Here is a 21,289-nt window from a genome sequence, read left to right on the forward strand (position 1 = left end):
ATTGAAGTTTTATCTCACTTTTTATTAATTTTACATATATTTGTAAACCCGGCAGTAGGAACTCCCAAGCCTCTTATAAGCCTTGCCCAATAATTAACCTGTGCAGCAGTGGAAGCCAATATTAATATTGCACGCTCTGAATACTCTTTTTTTACTTCTATGATTAATTCTTCTGATATTATTACAGGAGTTTTTGTTATAGCTGAAATATATTCTAAAGCTATTTTTTCTCTATTTGACATGGTTTGGCAGGAATCCACATCTTTATTTTGTAAATATTTTATTTCCTCTTCTGTTACACTGTCTTTATCATATTCAAAACTGTTCATGTCTATACAAAACGGACATGCAACATCTATCGATATTTGTATCCTTATAAGTTTTAAAAGCCTTTTAGGTACTTCTTTATCATCATGAGTTATTAACGCTTCCATTATTCCCGAACTTATTGCTGTTTTAGGATTCCAAGCTAAAATCTTTGGAAGAAGTAAGTCTTTTTTCACTTTCTTTTTTGCTATCCACATAGGCAGTTTTAAAAAGAAAGGTATTTTCTTAGGAGGTTCTATATATGCTTCTTCTAAGCTTTTGAAGTAATTATCTTTAGTGCTTTGTATATCAAAATTTATATTATTCATTGTAATATCCTTTTATATATTATTTTTCAAGAGTTAAATTATATGGTATTTTTTATTAGTATATAAGTATATGGTTTATGTATAAGTCTTCAAAAATGTTAGATTATTCATTATTTTTATCCTAATATGTTTTTTACACTTAAAATATAACATTTTATAAAAATTATTTTAATATATTTATAAAATATACAATATGGTTGTAATTTCAATAAAAAATTGTATATTATAAAAACTTATAAAATTTTATAGGTTTAAATTTCCTAATAATCATTTATAATAAGTGGATTATGAAAAATATTAATAGATATCTTCAAGAAATAGATGAATATATAAATGATAAAAATTATGATGATGCATTTACCTTATGCAATAATGTATTAGATAATATTGATTCTAATAATATAGAAGCTATATTCAAAGCGGGATACTGCAGCTATAAATTACAAAAATATGATATTGCAATGATGAATTTTACAAAGGTACTATATTTAGAAAAAAACCCTAGAAACAAGGCTATATATAAATACTATATGGGAAGATGCTATGATGTATTTCATTCATATAAAGAGGCTTTGGAATGTTTTATAGATGCTTATAATTTAGATTCATCAAACAAATATTATACATTATGGCTGGGTATCAGCTATGCCAAAAAAAACGATTATAATAATGCTTTAATATATTTATCTATGTCATTAGGTTCGGAAGATTATCTAGTATACGGATATCTTGGATACTGCCATATAAAATTAAAAAATTATGATACCGCTATTATGCATTTGGAGAAATCTATATCATTAAAAGATGATGATTATCTTATAAGATACTATGCAGGATCAACATATTTTCTGCTGCAAGTATACGATAAAGCATTAAAACATTTAAATGAATCAATAAGATTAAAAGATGATGAATTTGACACTTGGTTTACTATAGGCGAATTATATCAAGTTATAGAAGATGATTCATTATCAAAAGAATGTTTTGAAAAAGCTAGAAATATTGCTTTAGAATATGAAGATATAGAAAAAGCATCTGAATGTTTTATAAGACTTACAGAAGTTCAAAGCAATGAATACTTGAATCATTTATATCTTGGTATCTGTTATGCCAGATTAGAAAGCTACAAAAATGCTGTACATCATCTTCTGGAATCTATAGATATCAATGAAAAAAATAATAATGATAATAACTATTTAGCATTTTACTGGATTGGATATATTAATTATATAGACAGCGAGTACGATGAAGCTATAAAATATTTAGAAAAATCAATAAAATTAAATAATGATAAAGATAATTATTTAAATAGATTATGGCTAGGCAACTCATATTTTAAGATAGGAAATCATAAAAAAGCTTTATTTAATTTGAATAGATCTATAGACTTAAAATATAATGAAGCAGAAACATATAAATCAATAGCACAGCTTTATATGAGCATTGGACAAAAAGATAAATATTATGAATATATAAATATCTATAAAAAATTATTAAAACAAGAAAAGAAAAATAAAAAGATTTCAAATGATATAGAGGAATCAAAAAATAACATAATATTTAATGATAAAACTATAGAAGAATCAATGCTTAATAATAACTATAATATCTATTATAAATCCTCATCCATTAATAATATACCATTTAACGAAATAAAAAAAGAAGACATAGAACATTTTATAAATTTTTTATTTCAAAATATAGAAAATTCTGATTTATATAATTTATATTCTTCCAATATAGAAAAAAAGAATTATGTAGGTTTTGATGATTTCAATATAGATAATTTCGTATCCTATCAAAATATAATAGAAAATGTTCTAAAAGATAATTTTGTAAATGACAATAAGATAACAATTATAAAAAATATAACACCAAATTTTTATGATGATAATGAAATAAAACTAAATGAAGAAAACATAAAAAAAATGATATGCAATATAGAAAATCTATTTTCATGCATTTCAGACAGCATACTAAATTCCATGCGGCACTATTATGAACAATATGATATAGAACTTTATTATATATTGATAAATTTAATAGGAAAATACATTTAACTAATAAAAATTTATTTGTTTGATTTTCCTAATTTCTTTAATAAAACTATAAGTTCTTCACTTTCTTTTTCTGTCAAAGGATTTAATTTTTCTAAAAAACTTGAATGTATAGGGAAAAGGTCCTGCATAATTTTTTTACCAGACTTAGTTAAAGAAATCTCTACAAACCTCTTATCAAATGAACCTTCTTTTTTTGAGATATATCCCCTTTTTATAAGTTTTTCTATAGTGTATGCAGTAGTTGCAGTTGTAAGCAGTATTTTCTCAGATAATTCTTGTACACTCACAACACTTTTTTTATTATATAGATATTCTAAAGCCCCAAATTCACTGCCGGAAAACCCCAAAGATTTTATATTCGCCTTCACTTTTTTTATATATGCATTATGAGCTTTTGATAAGACAACCACAAGCTTTAAACTATTATTGTCCATATATAAAACTTCCTCAAAATTATTATGGAATCATTATACTAATAAATAATTAAATTGTCAAAATAATTTTTAAATTTTAATTTTTATTGACAAGAATATTTTTTTTGACTATATTATATATAAATCAATTAGAATTCTAATTGATTTAATAATATATTCGAGGCTCTACTATGATATGCGGCAAATCTTTTTGGAATGATGATATCAAAAAAGGAATGGAATATATAAAAATTGCTGATAAAAATGTATATACATATAAAGATGAAGCAAAAAGCATGTATGATATTCTATTGGAAAGTGCCAAATATTTTAAAGATAAATTAGCTATTATAGACAGTAATGAAAAAGAATATTCATATAGCAATTTATTAAAATTAACAGATGAATTCGCGTATTATTTGGAAAAAGAAATAGGAATAAAAAAAGGAGATAAAGTAGGCATCTTAATATCTAATTCTATAGAATTTTGTATTACACTTATGTCCGTATCAAAATTATCTGCCGTTGACGTTATATTCCCATCAAAATATAAAGAATCAGAAATAATATCATTATACAGCAAATTAGATATAGCATGCGTAGTTGCAGGCAATAAATATATAGATTATTTTAAAAATGAAAAAATCTAAAAACAATAAAATGCGATAATGAATCAAATAATTATGGTTTCAGCAGCATATACTCTTCAAATTTGAATTTCAATAATATAGCGGATAATACAGAAAGAAAATTAGAAGAAGATGCAATAATTATGTTTACATCAGGAACAACATCAAAAAGCAAAGCAGTACTATTAAAAAATTATAATCTGGTACATGCAATAATATCATATAAAAGAATTTTAAATATTAGTGATAAAGATATCTCAATAATAGCAACTCCTATTTATCATATAACAGGAATCGTAGCTTTATTAGGATTATTTATATATGCAGGAGGTCTTTTATTTTTGAAGAAGACGTTTAATGCTAAAGAAGTATTAGAATGTGTATTAAAAAATAATGTAACATTTATCCATGCCTCTCCTACAGTATTTTCGCTTTTGATAGAAATAAAAGATGATTTTCCTGCTCTTCCAAGTTTAAGAAGTTTTGCATGCGGAAGCAGCAATATGGCTCCAAAAAACATTTTAATAATAAAAAAATGGCTTCCTCATGCAGATTTCCATACAGTTTACGGATTAACTGAAACATCATCTCCAGGAACAATTTTTCCAATAGGAGCTGCTGACAGTAAATATATAGGCTCATCAGGAATTCCTATACCGGGATTCAATGTAAAAATAATGGACGAAGAAGGAAAAGAATGCGGATATGGAGAGAAAGGAGAAATATATGTAAGCGGATCTGTTGTATTGGAAAATTATTATAACTTAGAATCGAACAACATAACAGACGGATGGCTTAAAACCGGAGATATAGGATATTTGAATGAAGATGGATACTTATATGTAGTTGATAGAAAGAAAGATATGATTAACAGAGGCGGTGAAAAGATATGCAGTTTTGATGTTGAAAATAAAATATACAAAATAGAAGGAATATTAGAAACTGCAGTAGTAGCTAAAAATGATGAAAAATACGGAGAAGTTCCTGCTGCTATGGTGAAATTAAATGATGGTTATTCTTATAGTTATGATGATTTGCACAATATACTAGCAAATAATTTAGCAAAATACAAAATTCCTGTTGAGATTGAATTTGTAAATGATTTGCCAAAAACAATAAATGGAAAAATAGATAAAAATGCAATAAAAAATTTTTTTAATAATAAAAAAACAGAATAAAAAGGAAAGTGATATGCTAAAAAACAATTTTATAACAGCACAAGAGGCCGCGGAATTATTTGAAGATAATAAAACAGTATGTCCGGTAGGTATGACATTAGTAAGTGCTTCAGAATCTGTACTTAAAGCTTTAGAAAAAAGATTTTTAGAAACTAAACATCCTAGTAATCTTACTTTACTGCATTCATGCGGACAAAGTGACAGAAAAGACGGTATACAGCATTTTGCCCATGAGGGTTTTGTTACAAGAATAATAGGTTCTCACTGAGGATTGCAGCCTAGATGGATGGAAATGATTGCAAATAATAAAGTAGAGGCTTTTTGTATGCCTCAAGGACAAATAGCTCAGCTTTATAGAAGCATGGCTTGCGGACTTCCAGGTAAAATTTCAAAAGTAGGTTTAAAAACATTCGTTGATCCAAGAATAGAGGGCGGAAAAATGAATGACAGAACAAAAAAATTGAATGAAAATACATCAGAAATAATAATGATAGATAATCAGGAATATATATTATATAAATCAATACCTATAGATTACTGCTTGATAAGAGGAACAGTATGCGATGAAATGGGTAATTTGACTACTGATGAAGAAGCAATGAAATTGGAAGTATTGCCTGCTGTACTTGCTACTAAAAGATTTGGAGGAAAAGTTATAGCACAAGTTAAAAATGTAGCTGCTACAGGAACATTAAATCCAAAAAGTGTTACTGTACCAGGCGTATTCATAGATTATGTTGTTGTCTGCGATAATCCTTTTGAAGATCATAGACAAACTTCATCTTGGTATTTTGACCCTTCATATTCAGGACAATTAAGAAGCCCTCAAAGCAATATAGCACCTTTAGAGTTCAGCGTTAGAAAATTCATAGGACGCAGAGCATGTATGGAAATAGCTGAAGGCAACATAATAAATCTAGGAACAGGAATACCAAATGATGTTGTAGGAAAAATATGCAATGAAGAAGGTGTTTCTGATGATATTATGATAACAGTTAAATCAGGAATATACGGAGGAGTTCAGGCAAGCGGAATAGATTTCGGTATAGGTAAAAACTTATATGCTATGATAACTCACCATGAACAAATGGATTATTATAATGGTGCCGGAGTGGATGTTACATTTATGGGTGCTGGGGAATTAGACCAATACGGAAATGTTAATTCTACTAAAATGGGAGACAGATGCACAGGTGCAGGCGGATTTATAGATATAACACAGAATGCTAAAAAAGTTGTATTCTGTGCTACCTTTACTGCTTCTGAATGCGAATACTCATTTGAGAATAATAAATTAACAATAGTCAAAGAAGGAAAAATCAGAAAGATGGTTGCCAATGTAGGTCAAATATCTTTTAACGGCGAGATTGCAAGAGCAAAAGGTCAGAAAGTTGTATTTGTAACTGAGAGAGCTGTATTTGAAATTGTAAAAGAAGGTGTTGTTCTTATAGAAATTGCACCTGGTATGGATTTACAAAAAGATATATTAGATCAAATGGATTTCAAACCTATTATTTCTAAAGAATTAAAAACTATGGATTTGGATTTATTTAATAAGGGTAAATTCAATTTAAAAGATAAAATGAAAAAATAATCAAGGAGAAAAATATATGAGTAAAATTTTAGACGGAAAAGTTGCAATAGTAACAGGTGCCGGAAGAGGATTAGGTAAAGGAATTGCTAAAAAGCTTGCTGAAAAAGGAGCTAAAGTTGTAGTTACAGACGTTATTCTTGACAATGCTAAAGAATGCGTAGAAGAAATAAAAAAAGAAGGCGGAGAAGCATTATGTCTTATAGGTAATATTGCTAAGCTGGAAGATGTAAACAATATATTCCAAACTGCAATTAAAGAATACGGCAAAGTTGATATAGTTGTTAATAATGCTGGTATTAATAAAGACAGCATGCTTCATAAAATGACTGATGAACAATGGGATAATGTAATAGCTGTTAATTTAACAGGAACTTTCTACATGACAAGAGAAGCTGCCAAAATAATGAGAGAAAAAGAATACGGCAGAATCATTAATATTTCTTCTATGAGCTGGCTTGGCAATATTGGTCAGACTAACTATGCTGCATCAAAAGCTGGTGTTATTGGAGTTACAAAAACTGCAGCTAGAGAATTAGCAAAAAAAGGAATAACTTGCAATGCTATATGCCCTGGATTTATAGAAACAGACATGACGCGTTCTGTTCCTGAAAAAGTATGGGATATAATGATAAGCAAAATACCTGCTGGAAGAGCCGGAACACCTGAAGACGTAGGAAATATGGTTGCATTTTTATCCTCCGATGAAGCTTCTTATATAAACGGACAGATAATAGAAGTAAGCGGCGGAATGATATTATAAAGGAGTTTTATATGAGTAAAAAAATAGTATTAATAAGCGGTGTAAGAACTGCTATAGGTGAATTTATGGGAGGACTTAGCTCTATAAATCAAATAGATTTAGGCGGAATAGTAATTAAAGAAGCTGTTAATAGAGCTAAAATAGCAAAAGAAAAAGTAGATGAAGTTATAGTTGGCAATGTAGGTCAAATAGCTGACAGCGGATTTATAGCAAGAGCTGCTATGTTTAAAGCAGGATTAGAAAAAGAAACAACTGCATACAGCGTTAACAGACAATGCGGAAGCGGTTTGCAGGCTATAGTAGACGGTGCTTTAGAAATTCTAACAGGAAATTCTGAAGTAGTGGTTGCATGCGGTACAGAAAATATGTCCAGACTTCCTTATTATGTAACTAATGTAAGAAACGGATACAGAATGGGACATCAGCAATTAGAGGATGGTTTATTAGATATATTAACTTGGCCTTTAGGACCTTTCCACAATGGTATGACAGCAGAAAATGTTGCTGACAAATATAATATAAGCAGAGAGGATCAGGATAAATTCGCATTATCAAGCCAAGAAAAAATGATAAAAGCACAGGATGAAGGAAAGTTTAAAGAAGAAATCATACCAGTAGAAGTAGTTAACAAAAAAGAAACTGTTATTATAGATACAGATGAACATCCTAAAAGAGGACTTACTTTAGAAAAACTTGCTAAATTAAAACCAGCTTTCAAAACAGGCGGTTCTGTAACAGCAGGAAACTCCTCAGGTATTAATGACGGTGCAGCTGCTGTAGTTATGACAACAGAAGAAAAAGCTAAAGAATTAGGTGCAAAACCTTTAATGGAATTCGTAGGATATGCTGTTGCCGGTAATGAAGCAGAATTAATGGGTTTCGGACCTGCTTTATCTACTAAAAAATTATTAAAAAAACTTAATATGGATGTAAAAGATTTGGATTTAGTAGAATTAAACGAAGCATTTGCATCTCAAAGTTTAGCTGTTATAAGAGATCTTGGATTGGATGAGAATATAGTAAATGTTAATGGCGGAGCTATATCACATGGACACCCTGTAGGAGCTACTGGATGTATATTAACAGTTAAAATGATGCATGAAATGAAAAGAAGAAATGCTAAACTTGGTTTGATTACTATGTGTATAGGCGGAGGTCAGGGAATTTCTGCTATATTTAGAAATCTTCAATAATTTAAGGAGAATTTAAATTATGGAAAAAGTGATTACTGTAATAGGTTCTGGTTTAATGGGAAGCGGTATAGCCCAAGTATGTGCTTACAGCGGATTTAATACCATTCTTATAGATATAAAAAAAGAACTAGTTGAAAATGCATACAAGAAAATAGAATCACAATTAATCCGTATGGCAGAAAAAAATAAATGCACTAATGAAGAAAAAGATAAAACTTTATCAAGAATAAAAATTAGCGTTAATTATGAAGATGCTAAAGACAGCGATTTGGTTATAGAGGCAGTTAATGAAAACATTGAAATAAAAAAATCAGTATTTAAAGAGCTTGATAAAATATGCGGTAAAAAAACTATATTAGCTTCTAATACTTCTACATTATCAATAACTTCTTTAGCTTCTGTAACAAATAGACCAGATAAAGTAATAGGCATGCATTTTTTCATTCCTGCTCCTGTAATGAAATTAGTTGAGATTATTCCGGGTATTAATACATCATCAGAAACATTTAATTTTGTTAAAGATGTATCAGATAAATTGAATAAAATTTCTGTAACTGCTAAGGATTTTCCAGGATTTATTGTTAATAGAATTTTTGTTCCAATGTGGAATGAGGCTATGTTTTTAGTTATGGAAGGGGTTGAACCTAAAGATATTGATAATGCTATGAAATATGGTGCTAATCTTCCTATGGGACCTTTAGAACTTGCTGATTTTGCCGGATTGGATACAGTTCTTTCTGTTATGAATACTTTATATGACGGATTTAAAGACTCTAAATTCAGACCATGTCCTCTCCTAGTAAAAAAAGTAGAAGCCGGAGATTTGGGAAGAAAAACAGGAAAAGGATTTTATGACTATAAATAAAAATGGAGGATATACAATATGAAAAAAAGTATCAAACTATTGTTTGTATTATTTAATATATGTTACTTTTTATTTGATTATGTAATAGTAACAATGATACCAAATCCTATATTATTCGGATGGCTTCCGCTGCAGCTTTGTGTTTTATTATTTTTGCCGGTGCCTGCATCTGTAGTATGGGGATTATATTTTAATGCTTTCTTCAAAACGCAAAAACATGTTGATTATTCAAAAAAATAGTTGATTAGGAGTATAATATTATGGTAAATTCAGTTCTCATTTCTATAGGTATATTAATATACTCTATATTTATAGTTTTTCATGGATTTAAAACTTTTAAAACTACAAGTAAATCATCAGAAAGTTTTTTTACTGCCAATAGAGGTTTAAATCCATTTATATTATTATGTACAACATCTATATCCGTATTTTCTGCTTTAGCATTTTACGGTGCACCTGCAGGTATTTATAAGGATGGTATAGGATTCTATTCTAATACAGGCGGTATGGTTGCCGGTTTGATGTTTGTAATATTAGGTTACAGATTATGGTTATTAGGTAAAGAATATGGATTTAGTACCCCTGTTGATTTCTTAAGATCCAGATTCTATTCTGAGTTTTACGGAATCTTAATAGCTTTAGTATTAATTGTATTCATTGTACCTTATGTAGCTATGCAGCTTATAGCTATAGGTGATGCTGTAGTAGTAACAACTAATAGTTTAGTTCCTTACGTTATAGCTGTTGCTGTTGGAACTATAGTTGTATCTCTTCACATTATCGGCGGAGGTATGGGAGGAGTAGCTTGGATGGATACATTCCACATGATACTTGGATTCGGTACTTTAATAGTATTAATTTCATATCTTACTATCAAACATTTCCCAGACGGAGGATTTGCTCAAGCTGTAGAAATAATAATGCAGAATCCTGAAACTGCTCCTATTTTATCTATGCCTGGACCTAGAGGAACATTTGACTGGAAAGGAATGATAGGTAATGCACTTACAGGAGCTATAGCAACTGTAGTATGGCCTCATATATTTATGAGAACATTCGTAGCAGCAAATAAAGATAATTTCAGACAAATGTCTTGGGCTATGCCTATATCTTATGTTTTAGTTTATACTCCTATAGTATTAATAGGTGCTATATTGGCTCCGGCTATATTGGGACCTAATTTCCCTAAACCAGATAACGTAGTTGCCGTATTATCAACTCAGTATGCACCTCCTATAGTAGCATTTATATCTTTATTATGTTTATTTGCTTTTGGCGTATCTACTGCAGATTCTCTTTTATTGTCAGCATCTGCTATAGCCTCAAGAGACATTTATTTACATAAATTTAAAAATGATGCAGCTTCTTCTTCAAAAGATGTTGTAACATTCGGAAGAATAGTATTATTCTGCTTGATGATAATAACTTTGATAATAGTAGCTATAAGACCTGCTTCAATTACAGATTATGCATATAAATTGTCATCACCATTTTTTGCTCAGATATTGCCTGAAACTATAGGCGGATTATTCTGGAAAAGAAGTACAAAAGAAGGTGCTATAATAGGTACTATAGCAGGATTAATAACAGCTATAGTATTTACTTTCTTTGTAGCTCCTCCTTTGGGTTTCTCAGCTCTTATATGGGCATTAGTAGTTAATTCTATATTGTTTATATTGGTAAGTCTTGTTACAAAATGTCCTCAGGAAGTAGTAGCAAAATTCCATACTAGAATAGACTCTATAATATATTCTGGTGCTGAAACTTCTTCTGTTATGGAAGATTCTATATCAAATATGGTAAATAATAAATAAAATATATATAAATAAAAAACAGATGCAATTTTTATTTTAATTGCATCTGTTTAATAAATTGGCAAATAACTATGGAAAACATTATTGAAAGAAATAACACAATAGAAAATACATCTGTTTTTAGTGTATACGGCATAACAATACTTCATCCAAATAATTGGCAAATATTTATTAATAATCAAATACCATTTCAATTTGAAAACGGCTTTGTGAAAATAGATGCCTCTTCAATTTCAAATACCAAAAAAACTGATACTAGTATGACATTGAGATGGATAAAAAGTAAAGAAATAAATTCAGTTGACGATTATATAAATGAATTTCAAAATCAATTCAATATAAAAAATAAAAAATATAAAATGGACTCTTATAAAATAATACAATTGGAAAAAGTAAATGATGATGCTTATTTAATATGGTCAAGAGTAACAGCCAATCATAGTATTTTCAGAATATTAAAGGATAATGAAACTTTTGATTCTTTACAGCTCTCTACTTTCGGAAAAAATTCCAATAGATTAGTTATACAAACTATTACAGCATCAACGGATAATATTGAAGAAAATTTTGAATATTATAAAAATATTTTATCACAATTACAATGTGAATAATTTAATTATTAGGATAATAATATAATGAAAAAAATAATAATAATACCAGATTCTTTCAAAGGAAGTGCAAGCAGTTTAGAAGTATGCAATAGTATAGAAAAAGGAGTATTAAAAGTATTTAAAGATGCAAAAATAAAAAAAATACCAGTTGCTGACGGAGGCGAAGGAACAGTTGATTCTATACTTTATGCCGCAGGCGGCAGCATAAAAAAAGTTAATGTAAAAAATCCTGAAGGCAAAGTAATAGAAGCAAAATATGGTCTTATTAATAAAGACAAAGCTGTAATAGAAATGGCAGAAGCATCAGGAATTACTTTAGTAGATGATAAAAAAAGAAATCCTTTAAAATATTCTACATACGGAACAGGAGAACTTATAAAAGATGCTTTGAATAATAATATAAAAGAAATATTAATAGGTATCGGAGGAAGTGCTACTAATGACTGCGGCATAGGTATGGCTAATGCATTGGGATATAAGTTTTTAGATAAAGATAATAATAAACTTGAAGCTATCGCTGAAAATATGATAAAAGTTGCTGATATAGATGACAGTAATGTAGATAAAAGAATATTTGATATAAAAATAAGCGTGGCATGCGATGTTAAAAATCCGCTTTATGGAGAAAAGGGAGCCACAGCGGTATATGGTAAGCAGAAGGGGGTTACCGAAGAAAGTTTTGATATACTTGATAACGGACTTAAGAACATAGCAAAAATTGTAAAAACTAAATTTAACAAAGAAATAGATTATTTGGAAGGAGCCGGTGCTGCAGGAGGACTTGGAGGAGGATTGGTTGCATTCTGCAATGCTGAGTTAAAAAGAGGAATAGATGCTGTACTTGATATAATAGATTTTGAAAATGAAATAAAAGAAGCTTCATTAATTATAACAGGAGAAGGAGCTATTGACGGACAAACTAAGGAAGGAAAAGTTCCTGTAGGTGTAGCTAGAAGAGCTAATAATATACCTGTAATTGCTGTAGTAGGATCCATGTTGGAAAATGCTGAAGAAGTATATGAATTTGGCATACGTTCTATAATGCCTGTATTTAAAAAGTCTATTACAATTGAAGAAGCCATTAATAATGCCAAAACTTTAATAGAAGATGCAGCAGAAAGAGCATGCAGATTTATTTCCATAAATATATAATTGACAAAATATATTTTATAATATAATTTGTTTTTATAATCAATTTTCTTTTTAAGGATATTTTTATGGAAAATAAACCATTAAGTGCATTAAGCTCTCCTAGATTCTGCAATACAGGAAATTTTATGAGACTTCCTAAAGTTTCAGATTTATCAAGTTTGGATTTTGCTATAGTAGGCATACCATTTGATACAGCTTGTTCATATAGAACCGGTGCAAGATTCGGACCTAGTGCTATTAGGCAAATATCAACTATGATTAAGCCTAATAATGTTATATTTGAAGTTAATGTATTAAAAGAATTAAATGGTGCCGATTACGGCGATATTAACATAATTCCTGGATATATTTTAGAAACTTATAAAAATATAGAATCCGAAATGGATGAAATATTAAAGAATGATGTTATACCTATTTCACTTGGAGGAGATCATTCTATTACATTGGCAGAATTAAGATCCATAGCTAAAAAACATGGTCCTGTATCATTAATACATTTTTATTCGCATGCTGATATAAATGACTTGGTATTCGGACAGAAATATAATCATGGAACACCTTTCAGACGTGCTATAGAAGAAAACTTAATAGATCCTCATAAATCTATACAAATAGGAATGCGCGGTTCTTTATATGATCCTGATGAGTTTAAAAAAGCTGCTGAGCTTGGTTTAAAACTTATACCTGCACATAAAGTAAGAGAAATGGGATTTGAAAAATTAAATGAAGAAATATTAAACAGAGTTGGAAATAATAAAACTTTCTTAACATTTGATATAGACTTTGTTGATCCTGCTTATGCCCCTGGAACTGGTACTCCTGAAGTCGGAGGATTTACTTCTTATGAAACTTTAACTATGATTAGAGCTTTATCTAATGTTAATTATGTAGGATTTGATATAGTTGAGGTTGCTCCTTGTTATGACAGTTCTGAAATCACTTCTTATTTAGCTGCTAATATAGCTTTTGAGTTTATTTCTATACTTGCTTTAAAGAAAAAAAACAAATCTTAATATTTTATTCTTATAAAAGGCTGGTAACTATAATAAGTTATCAGCTTATTTTTTTAAATTATCTGTAAAGCCGTATATATTAAAATATCTAACCTCAATATCTTCTATATCATCATCTATATTTTTTAATTTAAATTTTAAATTAAGTCCCATTAAATAATTATTATTCAAAGCTATATATCTTTCCATTTTTCCGTCATCTTTACTGGAATAATCATATATAATCATATTAACATCTATATGAACATCAGAAATAACATAACCTTCTTCAAAAATTTCTGTTGTGATAAGAGTATATCCGCTTAGATATTCATATTCAGCATTTGCCGTATCAGAATATAACTGCTTCATTATAGAATCTAAATAATTTTCAACTCCGTTTTTAATAGCATTTTCTATATTCTTATCTTTATGAACCTTATCCCTCACCTGCTCTTTAGTCATCTTATTATTAGAATCATTTAAATTATGAACATCAAAATTTTCTAAAGTTCCCATAATTAACTCCTATATAATAATTATATATCAAATCTATAAAAGTTTTTTAAAGATATTGAAAAAAATTAAAAGCATTATTATTATAATATAAAATAATATTTTAGGAGATTAAAAAATATGAGAACTTCAGCTATAGAAAGAAATACTAATGAGACAAAAATAAAAATAGAATTAAATATAGACGGAACCGGCAAATATACTAATAACACTAATATTGGTTTTTTTAATCATATGCTTGATTTATTTGCACGTCATGGCAGATTCGATTTAAATACGGAATGTTTTGGAGATATAAATGTTGATTATCATCATTCAGTTGAAGATGTAGGTATAGTTTTGGGTAAATGCTTTTCTGAAGCTTTGGGAGATATGAAAGGAATAAAAAGATATGGTAATTTCTGCATGCCTATGTGCGAGGCTTTAACATTGGCAGCAGTTGATATATGCGGAAGAAGCCATTTAGTTTTTGACAGCGATTTAAAGCATGAAAAAGTAGGAGATTTCGACACAGAACTTGTAAAAGAATTTTTTACTGCATTTACAAATTCTATGAATATAACTTTGCATATAAAAACTTTTCATGGTGAAAATACGCATCATATTATAGAATCCATTTTTAAAGGCGTAGCACGTGCTTTATCTCAAGCCTGCGAAATAGATGAAAAATATAAAAATGAAGTATTATCTACAAAGGGAATGATTGAAAATAATCAATAGTATTTTGACTTTTATATTTTATTTCAGTATAATAACCTAAATAATTTTTATTAATCAATAACTAGGATATTAATATGACAGCTATAATAGATTACGGAGTAGGAAATTTATTTTCTTTAATGTCATCTCTTGATTATGTAGGAATAGATACAAAACTTACAGATGATGAAAAAATCATAAAGAATGCTGATGCAATTATATTACCGGGAGTAGGTGCTTTCAGAGACGCTATAACAAAATTAGAAAAAATAAATAACGGAATACTCAAAAATACTATAATAGAGGAAGCCAAAAAAGGAAAATTAATTTTAGGTATATGCTTGGGTATGCAGATGTTTTTTGATAAAAGCTATGAATATGGAGAATATAACGGACTTGGATTAATAAAAGGAAATATATGTCCTATAGTTAAAGATTTAAAAAATAAAGATTTAAAAGTACCGCACATGGGGTGGAATAATATAAATATAAAAAAAGAAGATAAAATATTTAAATATATTAACAATATGGAATATGTATACTTTGTGCATTCTTATTATGGAAAAGACTGTGAAGAAAGCATAATCGCAGATAGTGAATATGAAATAAATATACCAGCCGTAGTTAAAAATGATAATGTATATGGAATACAATTTCATCCGGAAAAAAGCGGAAGCACCGGACTTAATATACTAAAAGGTTTTAAAGATTTAATATAATTATAAAAAGAGCAGAACTTAATATTCATAGTCCTGCTCTTTTTATATATTAAAATAATGAAATTCTAGCTCTTTTTATTTCAGTTCTGTATCTCTTTATTTCCCATTCAATCTTTTCTTTATTCCATCCCAAAACATTAGCCATCTCTTCTGCAATATGTTCTGCAATCAATGTTCCGCAGTCACTTTCAGTTAAAATAAATCTTAGTCTTCTTATCATAATATCATCTAAATGCAAAGCATGTTCAACTTCTATAAAATATTTTATTAATCCCCTATTTATTCTATAATCAAGTCCAACTTCAACAAGCAAAGAAGAGTCATTCTTGCAAAACTCATTAAGCCTCAAAACCAAATCAACAGAACCATAATAATCTATTAAGAATTTTACTATGCCTTCATTTAATACCCAGTCAATATTTTTTTCTAATTTGTTTGTCATTATTTTTTGATTACTAAACCATTTATAAGGTTTTCCATACATCTTTATTAAAGCCTTAATAGCAACCAAAGATGATGTAGTGAAATTTCCGCCTTCAACCATAAATAGCCTGTAATTAGGATGTGCATGTATTTTTATATTAGATGGATTTACAGGCATCATTCCGGACTGAGTTGTTACTATATGATTTTTATTAACTATAGAGCTGAAATATGTATTATAAACATCAAGCAAATATTCTGCCTCATCGCTTGTGGCATATATACAGTCTAAGTCAGAATTATATTTTTTTATTGTAGGACCTATTATAGTTGTATTTTTCCAACGCATTAAAAATATATTAGGTCTTGATTTTATTTTAGGAAGCACAACAGCTTTATTGATATGAATAGAATCGCTGTTAATAACTAAATGAGTACCTTTAACATAAGAAACCCTATTTTCAAAAGAACCGTTTGGAACTAAAGAACTTATGCTGTTTCCCCAAGCCCCTGCTGCTATTAATATTGTTTTAGCTGAAGCACTGTGAATTTTTCTAGTAATATTATCGCTGAATATAACACTTTGTATTTCTTTTTGATTATATTCAAAAGCTTTTACCTCAGCATAATTTAATATATCACCCCCATAACTCTCAGCCTTTAAAAGTATTTCCATTACATATCTGGAATCATCTAATAAACCTTCATAATATTCTATAGAAGCTATTACATCGTTATTTATTAAATCAGGCAAACATTCTAATGTTGAATTTCTGCTATGGGATACATGCCTTTTAGTCTTTCCGAACAAAGATAAAATATCATATAACGAAGCTTTTAGCTCCTCTCTGAATATACCGCTTCCGCCATGATCATATATGGGATTAATGATGCCGAATGAATCAAAAGAGCTTTTATACATTAGATTATTTCTCTCTTTTACTTTAAAAGCAGTAGATATTATATTTCTGCTGTTCATATCATTAAATCCGCCTGAAAGCATTTTTGAAGTACGGGAAGAAGCCCCATAAGAAAAGTCATGTTTTTCTAAAAGAAGAGTTGAAATTCCTACACGTGATGTCTTTAATGCTATAGTTGCACCTATAACACCTCCGCCTATAATAATGATATCGTAATTTTTATCACTATGGAGTATATCAGCCCTTGTTTTTGCCATAAAAAAATCTCCTTTTATATAATAAAAACACAATAAAATTTAAGCTAATATATCAATAAACCTCCTAATATATAGTATAGAACAAAATTTTCATAAATACAAATATTTTAACAAATCTCTTAAATTTAATCGGTTTTTATTACTTTTCAAAAAAGACTGCATTTCTTTTTTCTTTCCATGTTTATCTATATAATGTCCGCTGAACTCCCCAAGACCAGATATAGGAAAAGCTAAATATGCATTATAAGATAATATAGAAAAGCATGGACTGAATACTATATAATTTCCTTTATTTTTCTTGGAAAAAGATATTATTTCATCATTAATATCATCAAGGGCATCTCCAAGTATTATAAATTTATTAAAATTATTATTATTCAAATCAATATTATGATCATACTCTTTATTTTTTAACTCTTTAATAGAATAATTATTTATATTTGTATAATTATCTCTTATAATTTCTGAATTAGTAGACATTGTATTTTTTTTTATCATACTATTAATTATACCTGTAGAATAAATAAGTTCATCAAAAGCATTGATATCTTCTATAGGATACATGCTTGAATATACAGCCAAACATGAATTAACATCTATGTCAGACATAAATTCATAATACATATTTTTTGCTTTTTTAAAATTGTATTGAATTCCATTATTTAAAGGCATTTCAAATGTATTATTGGAATAGTAATCCATTTTTCTGCCATAATCGCATAAAGCATACTTCTTTTTTGAAGGGGAGCAAATATCTTTTATACTGCTGCTGATATATATATAATTTGCATCGCATAAATAATTGCATCCTATACAAAAACTTCTTATACTCTTAGCTGTACTTATATCTTCGCTGATTTTATCATCTATAGATCTTTCTGTATAAAATACATGCGTAGGACAAAAATCAACTATCATAGAAGAATATCCGCTTATAGTTTTATAATCTTCGCATATTCCGCAATTAATACATCTTTCATAATCTGCTTTAATATATTTAGGCAAATTCATACCTTTTACAATTTTTTTTATATCTTCTATATTACTATCATTAGAGGCATCATTTGAAGGTTCTATAGAAACATTATAAATATCTAAATATTTTTTTAATTTGCAAATATAATCAGCATTACAGCTTTCACATATAGGCTTATGCATATACAGTATAGCATTTAATAATGCTATTCTGTATTTTATTATATCCTCATCATTATTTAAAACACTCATGCCGTTTTCTACTATTTCATTACAGGCATATTTTATACTATAAGTTTCCTCATTTTTTTTCTTAACTTTAACAGCACATAATCTGCATCTTAACAAATTATCTTCTTTATCAAAAGTATTGGTACTGTTCATTTTATATGAGCATAAATGCGGTATATCAATATTTACGTATGATAAGGCCTGCAATATTGTATATCCTCTTTGGGCAGAAACTGTTTTACCATCCACAGTGAATTTTATTATCATAATAAAATCTCTCAAATAATGATTTTTTATATAAAGCTATATAAGGTTATCTTATTTTCTACGGCATAAAGAAATTCATCTTTAAACATTTCTATAGTTGATAATATACAATAAGCTAAAGATTTTATATATAAACAAGATGCTAAATTATATATCATATTAACAGTATCTTTTAAATTTGAATAATCGCTAAAAATAGATTTTCCTAAAAGTATTCTATTAATATAATACTCGCATAAATCAAAACCATAATTACAAGGCATACATTTTTTACATGAAATAGTTTTAGCAAATTTAACGATTTTTAATACGACTCTTATTATACATCTGTCTTCACGTATAAAACATATTCCTCCATTTCCAAGTGTAATATCATAATCCAAGTTCATTTTTAAAAAAGTATCAATATCCATAGGCGGATTTAAAAAACCATTGGTAAATACACATTTTATACTATAATCTTTATCAAAATTTCCTGCAGTTTTTACTATATCTTTAAATGATTTTCCTATCTCAAATTCATATATGTTAGGATATATAATATCTCCGGATAAAGACAATATATAAGTTCCTTTAAGACTGGAAGAACCATAATTTTTAAAACTTAATTCTCCTATATGTGCTAAATATGTAAATTGAGCTATAGTTTCTAAATCAAATACATATTTTTTATTTTCTAAATAATGAGGGGTTATTCTGATTTTATTTTCCTGATAATATAATTCTTCATCATATAGGGAAATTTTTATATCATTTGTAAATTTTGAATCTTCAAATTCTACAATGGCCTTTAATAATATATCTTTTTCTTCTAAGTAATAGTCTTTCAATACTATATCTATATTTTTTATTCCGAGAATTTTAGCTATAAATACAGAACCGTCTAAAATGAGATGAGGATTATTTTTTATTAGAAACTTATCTTTAAAAACTAAATAGTCAAATGAACAGGCATTTATTAGAATATTATTTTCTTTATTGTTATTATTTTCTGTTAGGATTTCATATAAAGAATGCTGAAAAATATCTCTGGTAAGAATAGGATAATTATAAAGCTCTTTTAATATACTTTCAGCAAGTACTTCATTTATCAAATAATCCCCAAAACTATCTCTGTATAAATTAATATTATCTATACAATTTTGGCTATGCAACACAAATTTTTTCATCTTTTTCTTACATGTACAGCTTCTATATACTTTATAATGCTTTTAAAAGACGATTTTGTACATTCCATACCATTAATAAGTACAGGCACAGCATTATGGCAATCATGAATACACTCCATCTCTCTAAGCAGCATACCATCAGCAGATGGTACACCTATCTGTAAGTCATAATGAGAACGAATAGCCTCTAAAAGAGCATAACTACCATTCATAGAGCAATGAAACCCTACACATACTTCTATAAGAGTATTTACATTGGCTGACATACTATTCTTTCCCAATAAATAACTATAAATTAAAGAGATGAAAACATTATATTGAGTATAATGCTTATTATATATTATTTCTTTTTATGCCTATTTTTGCGTAAACGTTTTTTGCGTTTATGCGTAGCCATCTTTTGACGAAGTCTTTTTCTTCCTGAAGGCATATTCACTCCCATTTTTTATAATTTGAACATTTATTATACCATGTTATGTAAATAATTTCAAGTTTAAACTAAAAAAACTTCTTTATTTATTTCGCTATGTAGTTTATAATGCATTTTAATAATTTATTTAACAATAATAAGGATAAAAAATGAATGAATTAGAAAAAATGATTAACGGATTTGAGTATTTCAGCGGAGATAAAGATTTAGAAGAAATGAGAAACAAAGCAAAAGATTTATGTTTTGATTATAATTTTCTAAAATCAAATCAGCAAAAAGAAAAAGAGGATATTATAAGAAAATTGTTTGGAAAAATAGGTAAAAATTTTGGAATTAATGCTCCTTTTTATTGTGATTATGGATTTAATATAGAAGCCGGTGATAATCTTTACATTAATCATAATTGTGTAATTTTGGACTGTGCTAAAGTAAAATTTGGAAATAATGTATTTATAGCACCTAATTGCGGGTTTTATACAGCCGGACATCCTTTAGACATAGAAAGAAGAAATAATTGCATAGAATATGCATACCCCATAACAATAGGAAATGATATATGGATTGGTGCTAATACCATTGTTATTCCAGGGGTAACTATAGGAAATGGATCAGTTATAGGTGCCGGAAGCGTTGTTGTAAAAGATATTCCAAATAATGTCATTGCATTTGGAAATCCATGCAAAATTATTAGGGAAATAACAGACAAAGATAAAGAAAAAAACTTAAATTGGGAAAATATTAATAAAAAATAATCATAGCATTTTTATATACTATGATTATTTTTTAT

The 21,289-nt window shown here is 28.2% G+C and carries 23 protein-coding genes; 16 read left to right on the forward strand and 7 right to left on the reverse strand.

All coding sequences use genetic code 11. From position 1 onward, the window contains the following. Positions 1 to 14: 14 nt before the first annotated feature. A complete protein-coding gene (locus tag Q0J90_RS13115) occupies positions 15 to 635 on the reverse strand; it encodes a carboxymuconolactone decarboxylase family protein (RefSeq protein ID WP_297278331.1) in 621 nt (206 codons plus the stop codon). A 287-nt stretch (positions 636 to 922) separates the two neighbouring features. Between Q0J90_RS13115 and Q0J90_RS13120 the strand changes: the two genes are divergently transcribed. Then, entirely contained in the window at positions 923 to 2,695 is a 1,773-nt protein-coding gene (locus Q0J90_RS13120; RefSeq protein ID WP_297278332.1) for a hypothetical protein, read from the forward strand. Positions 2,696 to 2,706: 11 nt separating this feature from the next. On the opposite strand, the gene Q0J90_RS13125 is transcribed toward Q0J90_RS13120, so the two are convergent. Beyond that, positions 2,707 to 3,129 carry a MarR family winged helix-turn-helix transcriptional regulator gene (locus tag Q0J90_RS13125; protein ID WP_297278333.1) on the reverse strand — a complete coding sequence of 141 codons (423 nt, stop codon included), beginning with the start codon at positions 3,127 to 3,129 and terminating at the stop codon, positions 2,707 to 2,709. 170 nt (positions 3,130 to 3,299) lie between these two features. On the opposite strand from Q0J90_RS13125, the gene Q0J90_RS13130 reads away from it, so the two are divergent. From Q0J90_RS13130 to speB, 12 genes are all read left to right on the forward strand, one after another. Beyond that, complete coding sequence (locus Q0J90_RS13130; protein ID WP_297278334.1) at positions 3,300 to 3,758, forward strand: AMP-binding protein; 459 nt, start codon at positions 3,300 to 3,302, stop codon at positions 3,756 to 3,758. A gap of 62 nt (positions 3,759 to 3,820) precedes the next feature. Beyond that, on the forward strand, positions 3,821 to 4,915 hold the full coding sequence (locus Q0J90_RS13135; RefSeq protein ID WP_297278335.1) for a class I adenylate-forming enzyme family protein: 1,095 nt from the start codon (positions 3,821 to 3,823) through the stop codon (positions 4,913 to 4,915). Positions 4,916 to 4,928: 13 nt separating this feature from the next. Then, positions 4,929 to 5,183 (forward strand): hypothetical protein, encoded by a 255-nt coding sequence (locus tag Q0J90_RS13140; RefSeq protein WP_297278336.1) that lies wholly within the window; start codon positions 4,929 to 4,931, stop codon positions 5,181 to 5,183. 18 nt (positions 5,184 to 5,201) lie between these two features. Next, positions 5,202 to 6,509 carry an acyl CoA:acetate/3-ketoacid CoA transferase gene (locus Q0J90_RS13145; RefSeq protein ID WP_297278337.1) on the forward strand — a complete coding sequence of 436 codons (1,308 nt, stop codon included), beginning with the start codon at positions 5,202 to 5,204 and terminating at the stop codon, positions 6,507 to 6,509. 16 nt (positions 6,510 to 6,525) lie between these two features. Then, positions 6,526 to 7,269, forward strand: coding sequence for a 3-oxoacyl-ACP reductase FabG (fabG, locus tag Q0J90_RS13150; RefSeq protein ID WP_297278338.1), 744 nt, complete (start codon positions 6,526 to 6,528; stop codon positions 7,267 to 7,269). An 11-nt stretch (positions 7,270 to 7,280) separates the two neighbouring features. Then, complete coding sequence (locus Q0J90_RS13155) at positions 7,281 to 8,462, forward strand: thiolase family protein (protein WP_297278339.1); 1,182 nt, start codon at positions 7,281 to 7,283, stop codon at positions 8,460 to 8,462. A gap of 16 nt (positions 8,463 to 8,478) precedes the next feature. Beyond that, positions 8,479 to 9,327, forward strand: coding sequence for a 3-hydroxyacyl-CoA dehydrogenase family protein (locus tag Q0J90_RS13160; RefSeq protein WP_367173892.1), 849 nt, complete (start codon positions 8,479 to 8,481; stop codon positions 9,325 to 9,327). Positions 9,328 to 9,345: 18 nt separating this feature from the next. Beyond that, the gene (locus Q0J90_RS13165) at positions 9,346 to 9,567 is read left to right on the forward strand and encodes a hypothetical protein (protein ID WP_297278341.1); all 222 of its coding nucleotides are present in this window, start codon (positions 9,346 to 9,348) and stop codon (positions 9,565 to 9,567) included. Between the two features lie 20 nt (positions 9,568 to 9,587). Further along, positions 9,588 to 11,141: a sodium:solute symporter family protein gene (locus tag Q0J90_RS13170; RefSeq protein ID WP_297278342.1), complete on the forward strand. Its 1,554-nt coding sequence runs from the start codon at positions 9,588 to 9,590 to the stop codon at positions 11,139 to 11,141. 71 nt (positions 11,142 to 11,212) lie between these two features. After that, entirely contained in the window at positions 11,213 to 11,752 is a 540-nt protein-coding gene (locus Q0J90_RS13175; protein WP_297278343.1) for a hypothetical protein, read from the forward strand. A gap of 24 nt (positions 11,753 to 11,776) precedes the next feature. Further along, on the forward strand, positions 11,777 to 12,904 hold the full coding sequence (locus Q0J90_RS13180; RefSeq protein WP_297278344.1) for a glycerate kinase: 1,128 nt from the start codon (positions 11,777 to 11,779) through the stop codon (positions 12,902 to 12,904). A 65-nt stretch (positions 12,905 to 12,969) separates the two neighbouring features. Further along, positions 12,970 to 13,917, forward strand: coding sequence for an agmatinase (gene speB / locus Q0J90_RS13185; RefSeq protein ID WP_297278345.1), 948 nt, complete (start codon positions 12,970 to 12,972; stop codon positions 13,915 to 13,917). 45 nt (positions 13,918 to 13,962) lie between these two features. Here the strand turns inward: speB and Q0J90_RS13190 are convergent, their stop codons facing one another. Further along, positions 13,963 to 14,415, reverse strand: coding sequence for a hypothetical protein (locus Q0J90_RS13190; protein WP_297278346.1), 453 nt, complete (start codon positions 14,413 to 14,415; stop codon positions 13,963 to 13,965). Between the two features lie 117 nt (positions 14,416 to 14,532). Here Q0J90_RS13190 and hisB point away from each other — a divergent pair, with 117 nt between their 5' ends. Continuing rightward, entirely contained in the window at positions 14,533 to 15,132 is a 600-nt protein-coding gene (hisB, locus tag Q0J90_RS13195; RefSeq protein WP_297278347.1) for an imidazoleglycerol-phosphate dehydratase HisB, read from the forward strand. Between the two features lie 74 nt (positions 15,133 to 15,206). Continuing rightward, complete coding sequence (gene hisH / locus Q0J90_RS13200) at positions 15,207 to 15,830, forward strand: imidazole glycerol phosphate synthase subunit HisH (RefSeq protein WP_297278348.1); 624 nt, start codon at positions 15,207 to 15,209, stop codon at positions 15,828 to 15,830. A 49-nt stretch (positions 15,831 to 15,879) separates the two neighbouring features. Here hisH and Q0J90_RS13205 read toward each other — a convergent pair whose 3' ends face one another. The 4 genes from Q0J90_RS13205 to Q0J90_RS13220 form a co-directional block, all read right to left on the reverse strand. Beyond that, on the reverse strand, positions 15,880 to 17,430 hold the full coding sequence (locus tag Q0J90_RS13205; protein ID WP_297278349.1) for an FAD-dependent oxidoreductase: 1,551 nt from the start codon (positions 17,428 to 17,430) through the stop codon (positions 15,880 to 15,882). 90 nt (positions 17,431 to 17,520) lie between these two features. Next, positions 17,521 to 18,903 carry a 2Fe-2S iron-sulfur cluster-binding protein gene (locus Q0J90_RS13210; protein WP_297278350.1) on the reverse strand — a complete coding sequence of 461 codons (1,383 nt, stop codon included), beginning with the start codon at positions 18,901 to 18,903 and terminating at the stop codon, positions 17,521 to 17,523. Between the two features lie 26 nt (positions 18,904 to 18,929). Continuing rightward, positions 18,930 to 20,072 (reverse strand): NADH-ubiquinone oxidoreductase-F iron-sulfur binding region domain-containing protein, encoded by a 1,143-nt coding sequence (locus tag Q0J90_RS13215; protein WP_297278351.1) that lies wholly within the window; start codon positions 20,070 to 20,072, stop codon positions 18,930 to 18,932. Then, positions 20,069 to 20,338 carry an NAD(P)H-dependent oxidoreductase subunit E gene (locus Q0J90_RS13220; RefSeq protein WP_297278352.1) on the reverse strand — a complete coding sequence of 90 codons (270 nt, stop codon included), beginning with the start codon at positions 20,336 to 20,338 and terminating at the stop codon, positions 20,069 to 20,071. Before Q0J90_RS13220 ends, Q0J90_RS13215 begins: the two co-directional genes overlap by 4 nt. Positions 20,339 to 20,651: 313 nt before the next feature. Between Q0J90_RS13220 and Q0J90_RS13225 the strand changes: the two genes are divergently transcribed. After that, positions 20,652 to 21,254 (forward strand): sugar O-acetyltransferase, encoded by a 603-nt coding sequence (locus tag Q0J90_RS13225; RefSeq protein WP_297278353.1) that lies wholly within the window; start codon positions 20,652 to 20,654, stop codon positions 21,252 to 21,254. Positions 21,255 to 21,289: the final 35 nt, after the last annotated feature.

The sequence above is a fragment of the uncultured Brachyspira sp. genome (genome assembly GCF_944390595.1).
In the GTDB taxonomy this organism is placed as follows: Bacteria; Spirochaetota; Brachyspiria; order Brachyspirales; family Brachyspiraceae; genus Brachyspira.

Excerpts from the sequence above, each read along its gene's own strand:
- hisH (WP_297278348.1), top strand. The coding sequence starts at position 15,207 with ATGACAGCTATAATAGATTACGGAGTAGGAAATTTATTTTCTTTAATG.
- Q0J90_RS13140 (WP_297278336.1), top strand. The coding sequence starts at position 4,929 with ATGCTAAAAAACAATTTTATAACAGCACAAGAGGCCGCGGAATTATTT.
- speB (WP_297278345.1), top strand. The coding sequence starts at position 12,970 with ATGGAAAATAAACCATTAAGTGCATTAAGCTCTCCTAGATTCTGCAAT.
- fabG (WP_297278338.1), top strand. The coding sequence starts at position 6,526 with ATGAGTAAAATTTTAGACGGAAAAGTTGCAATAGTAACAGGTGCCGGA.
- Q0J90_RS13130 (WP_297278334.1), top strand. The coding sequence starts at position 3,300 with ATGATATGCGGCAAATCTTTTTGGAATGATGATATCAAAAAAGGAATG.
- Q0J90_RS13180 (WP_297278344.1), top strand. The coding sequence starts at position 11,777 with ATGAAAAAAATAATAATAATACCAGATTCTTTCAAAGGAAGTGCAAGC.
- Q0J90_RS13175 (WP_297278343.1), top strand. The coding sequence starts at position 11,213 with ATGGAAAACATTATTGAAAGAAATAACACAATAGAAAATACATCTGTT.
- hisB (WP_297278347.1), top strand. The coding sequence starts at position 14,533 with ATGAGAACTTCAGCTATAGAAAGAAATACTAATGAGACAAAAATAAAA.
- Q0J90_RS13165 (WP_297278341.1), top strand. The coding sequence starts at position 9,346 with ATGAAAAAAAGTATCAAACTATTGTTTGTATTATTTAATATATGTTAC.
- Q0J90_RS13115 (WP_297278331.1), bottom strand. The coding sequence starts at position 635 with ATGAATAATATAAATTTTGATATACAAAGCACTAAAGATAATTACTTC.
- Q0J90_RS13155 (WP_297278339.1), top strand. The coding sequence starts at position 7,281 with ATGAGTAAAAAAATAGTATTAATAAGCGGTGTAAGAACTGCTATAGGT.
- Q0J90_RS13190 (WP_297278346.1), bottom strand. The coding sequence starts at position 14,415 with ATGGGAACTTTAGAAAATTTTGATGTTCATAATTTAAATGATTCTAAT.
- Q0J90_RS13125 (WP_297278333.1), bottom strand. The coding sequence starts at position 3,129 with ATGGACAATAATAGTTTAAAGCTTGTGGTTGTCTTATCAAAAGCTCAT.
- Q0J90_RS13170 (WP_297278342.1), top strand. The coding sequence starts at position 9,588 with ATGGTAAATTCAGTTCTCATTTCTATAGGTATATTAATATACTCTATA.
- Q0J90_RS13120 (WP_297278332.1), top strand. The coding sequence starts at position 923 with ATGAAAAATATTAATAGATATCTTCAAGAAATAGATGAATATATAAAT.
- Q0J90_RS13205 (WP_297278349.1), bottom strand. The coding sequence starts at position 17,430 with ATGGCAAAAACAAGGGCTGATATACTCCATAGTGATAAAAATTACGAT.
- Q0J90_RS13220 (WP_297278352.1), bottom strand. The coding sequence starts at position 20,338 with ATGTCAGCCAATGTAAATACTCTTATAGAAGTATGTGTAGGGTTTCAT.
- Q0J90_RS13210 (WP_297278350.1), bottom strand. The coding sequence starts at position 18,903 with ATGATAATAAAATTCACTGTGGATGGTAAAACAGTTTCTGCCCAAAGA.
- Q0J90_RS13225 (WP_297278353.1), top strand. The coding sequence starts at position 20,652 with ATGAATGAATTAGAAAAAATGATTAACGGATTTGAGTATTTCAGCGGA.
- Q0J90_RS13145 (WP_297278337.1), top strand. The coding sequence starts at position 5,202 with ATGGAAATGATTGCAAATAATAAAGTAGAGGCTTTTTGTATGCCTCAA.
- Q0J90_RS13215 (WP_297278351.1), bottom strand. The coding sequence starts at position 20,072 with ATGAAAAAATTTGTGTTGCATAGCCAAAATTGTATAGATAATATTAAT.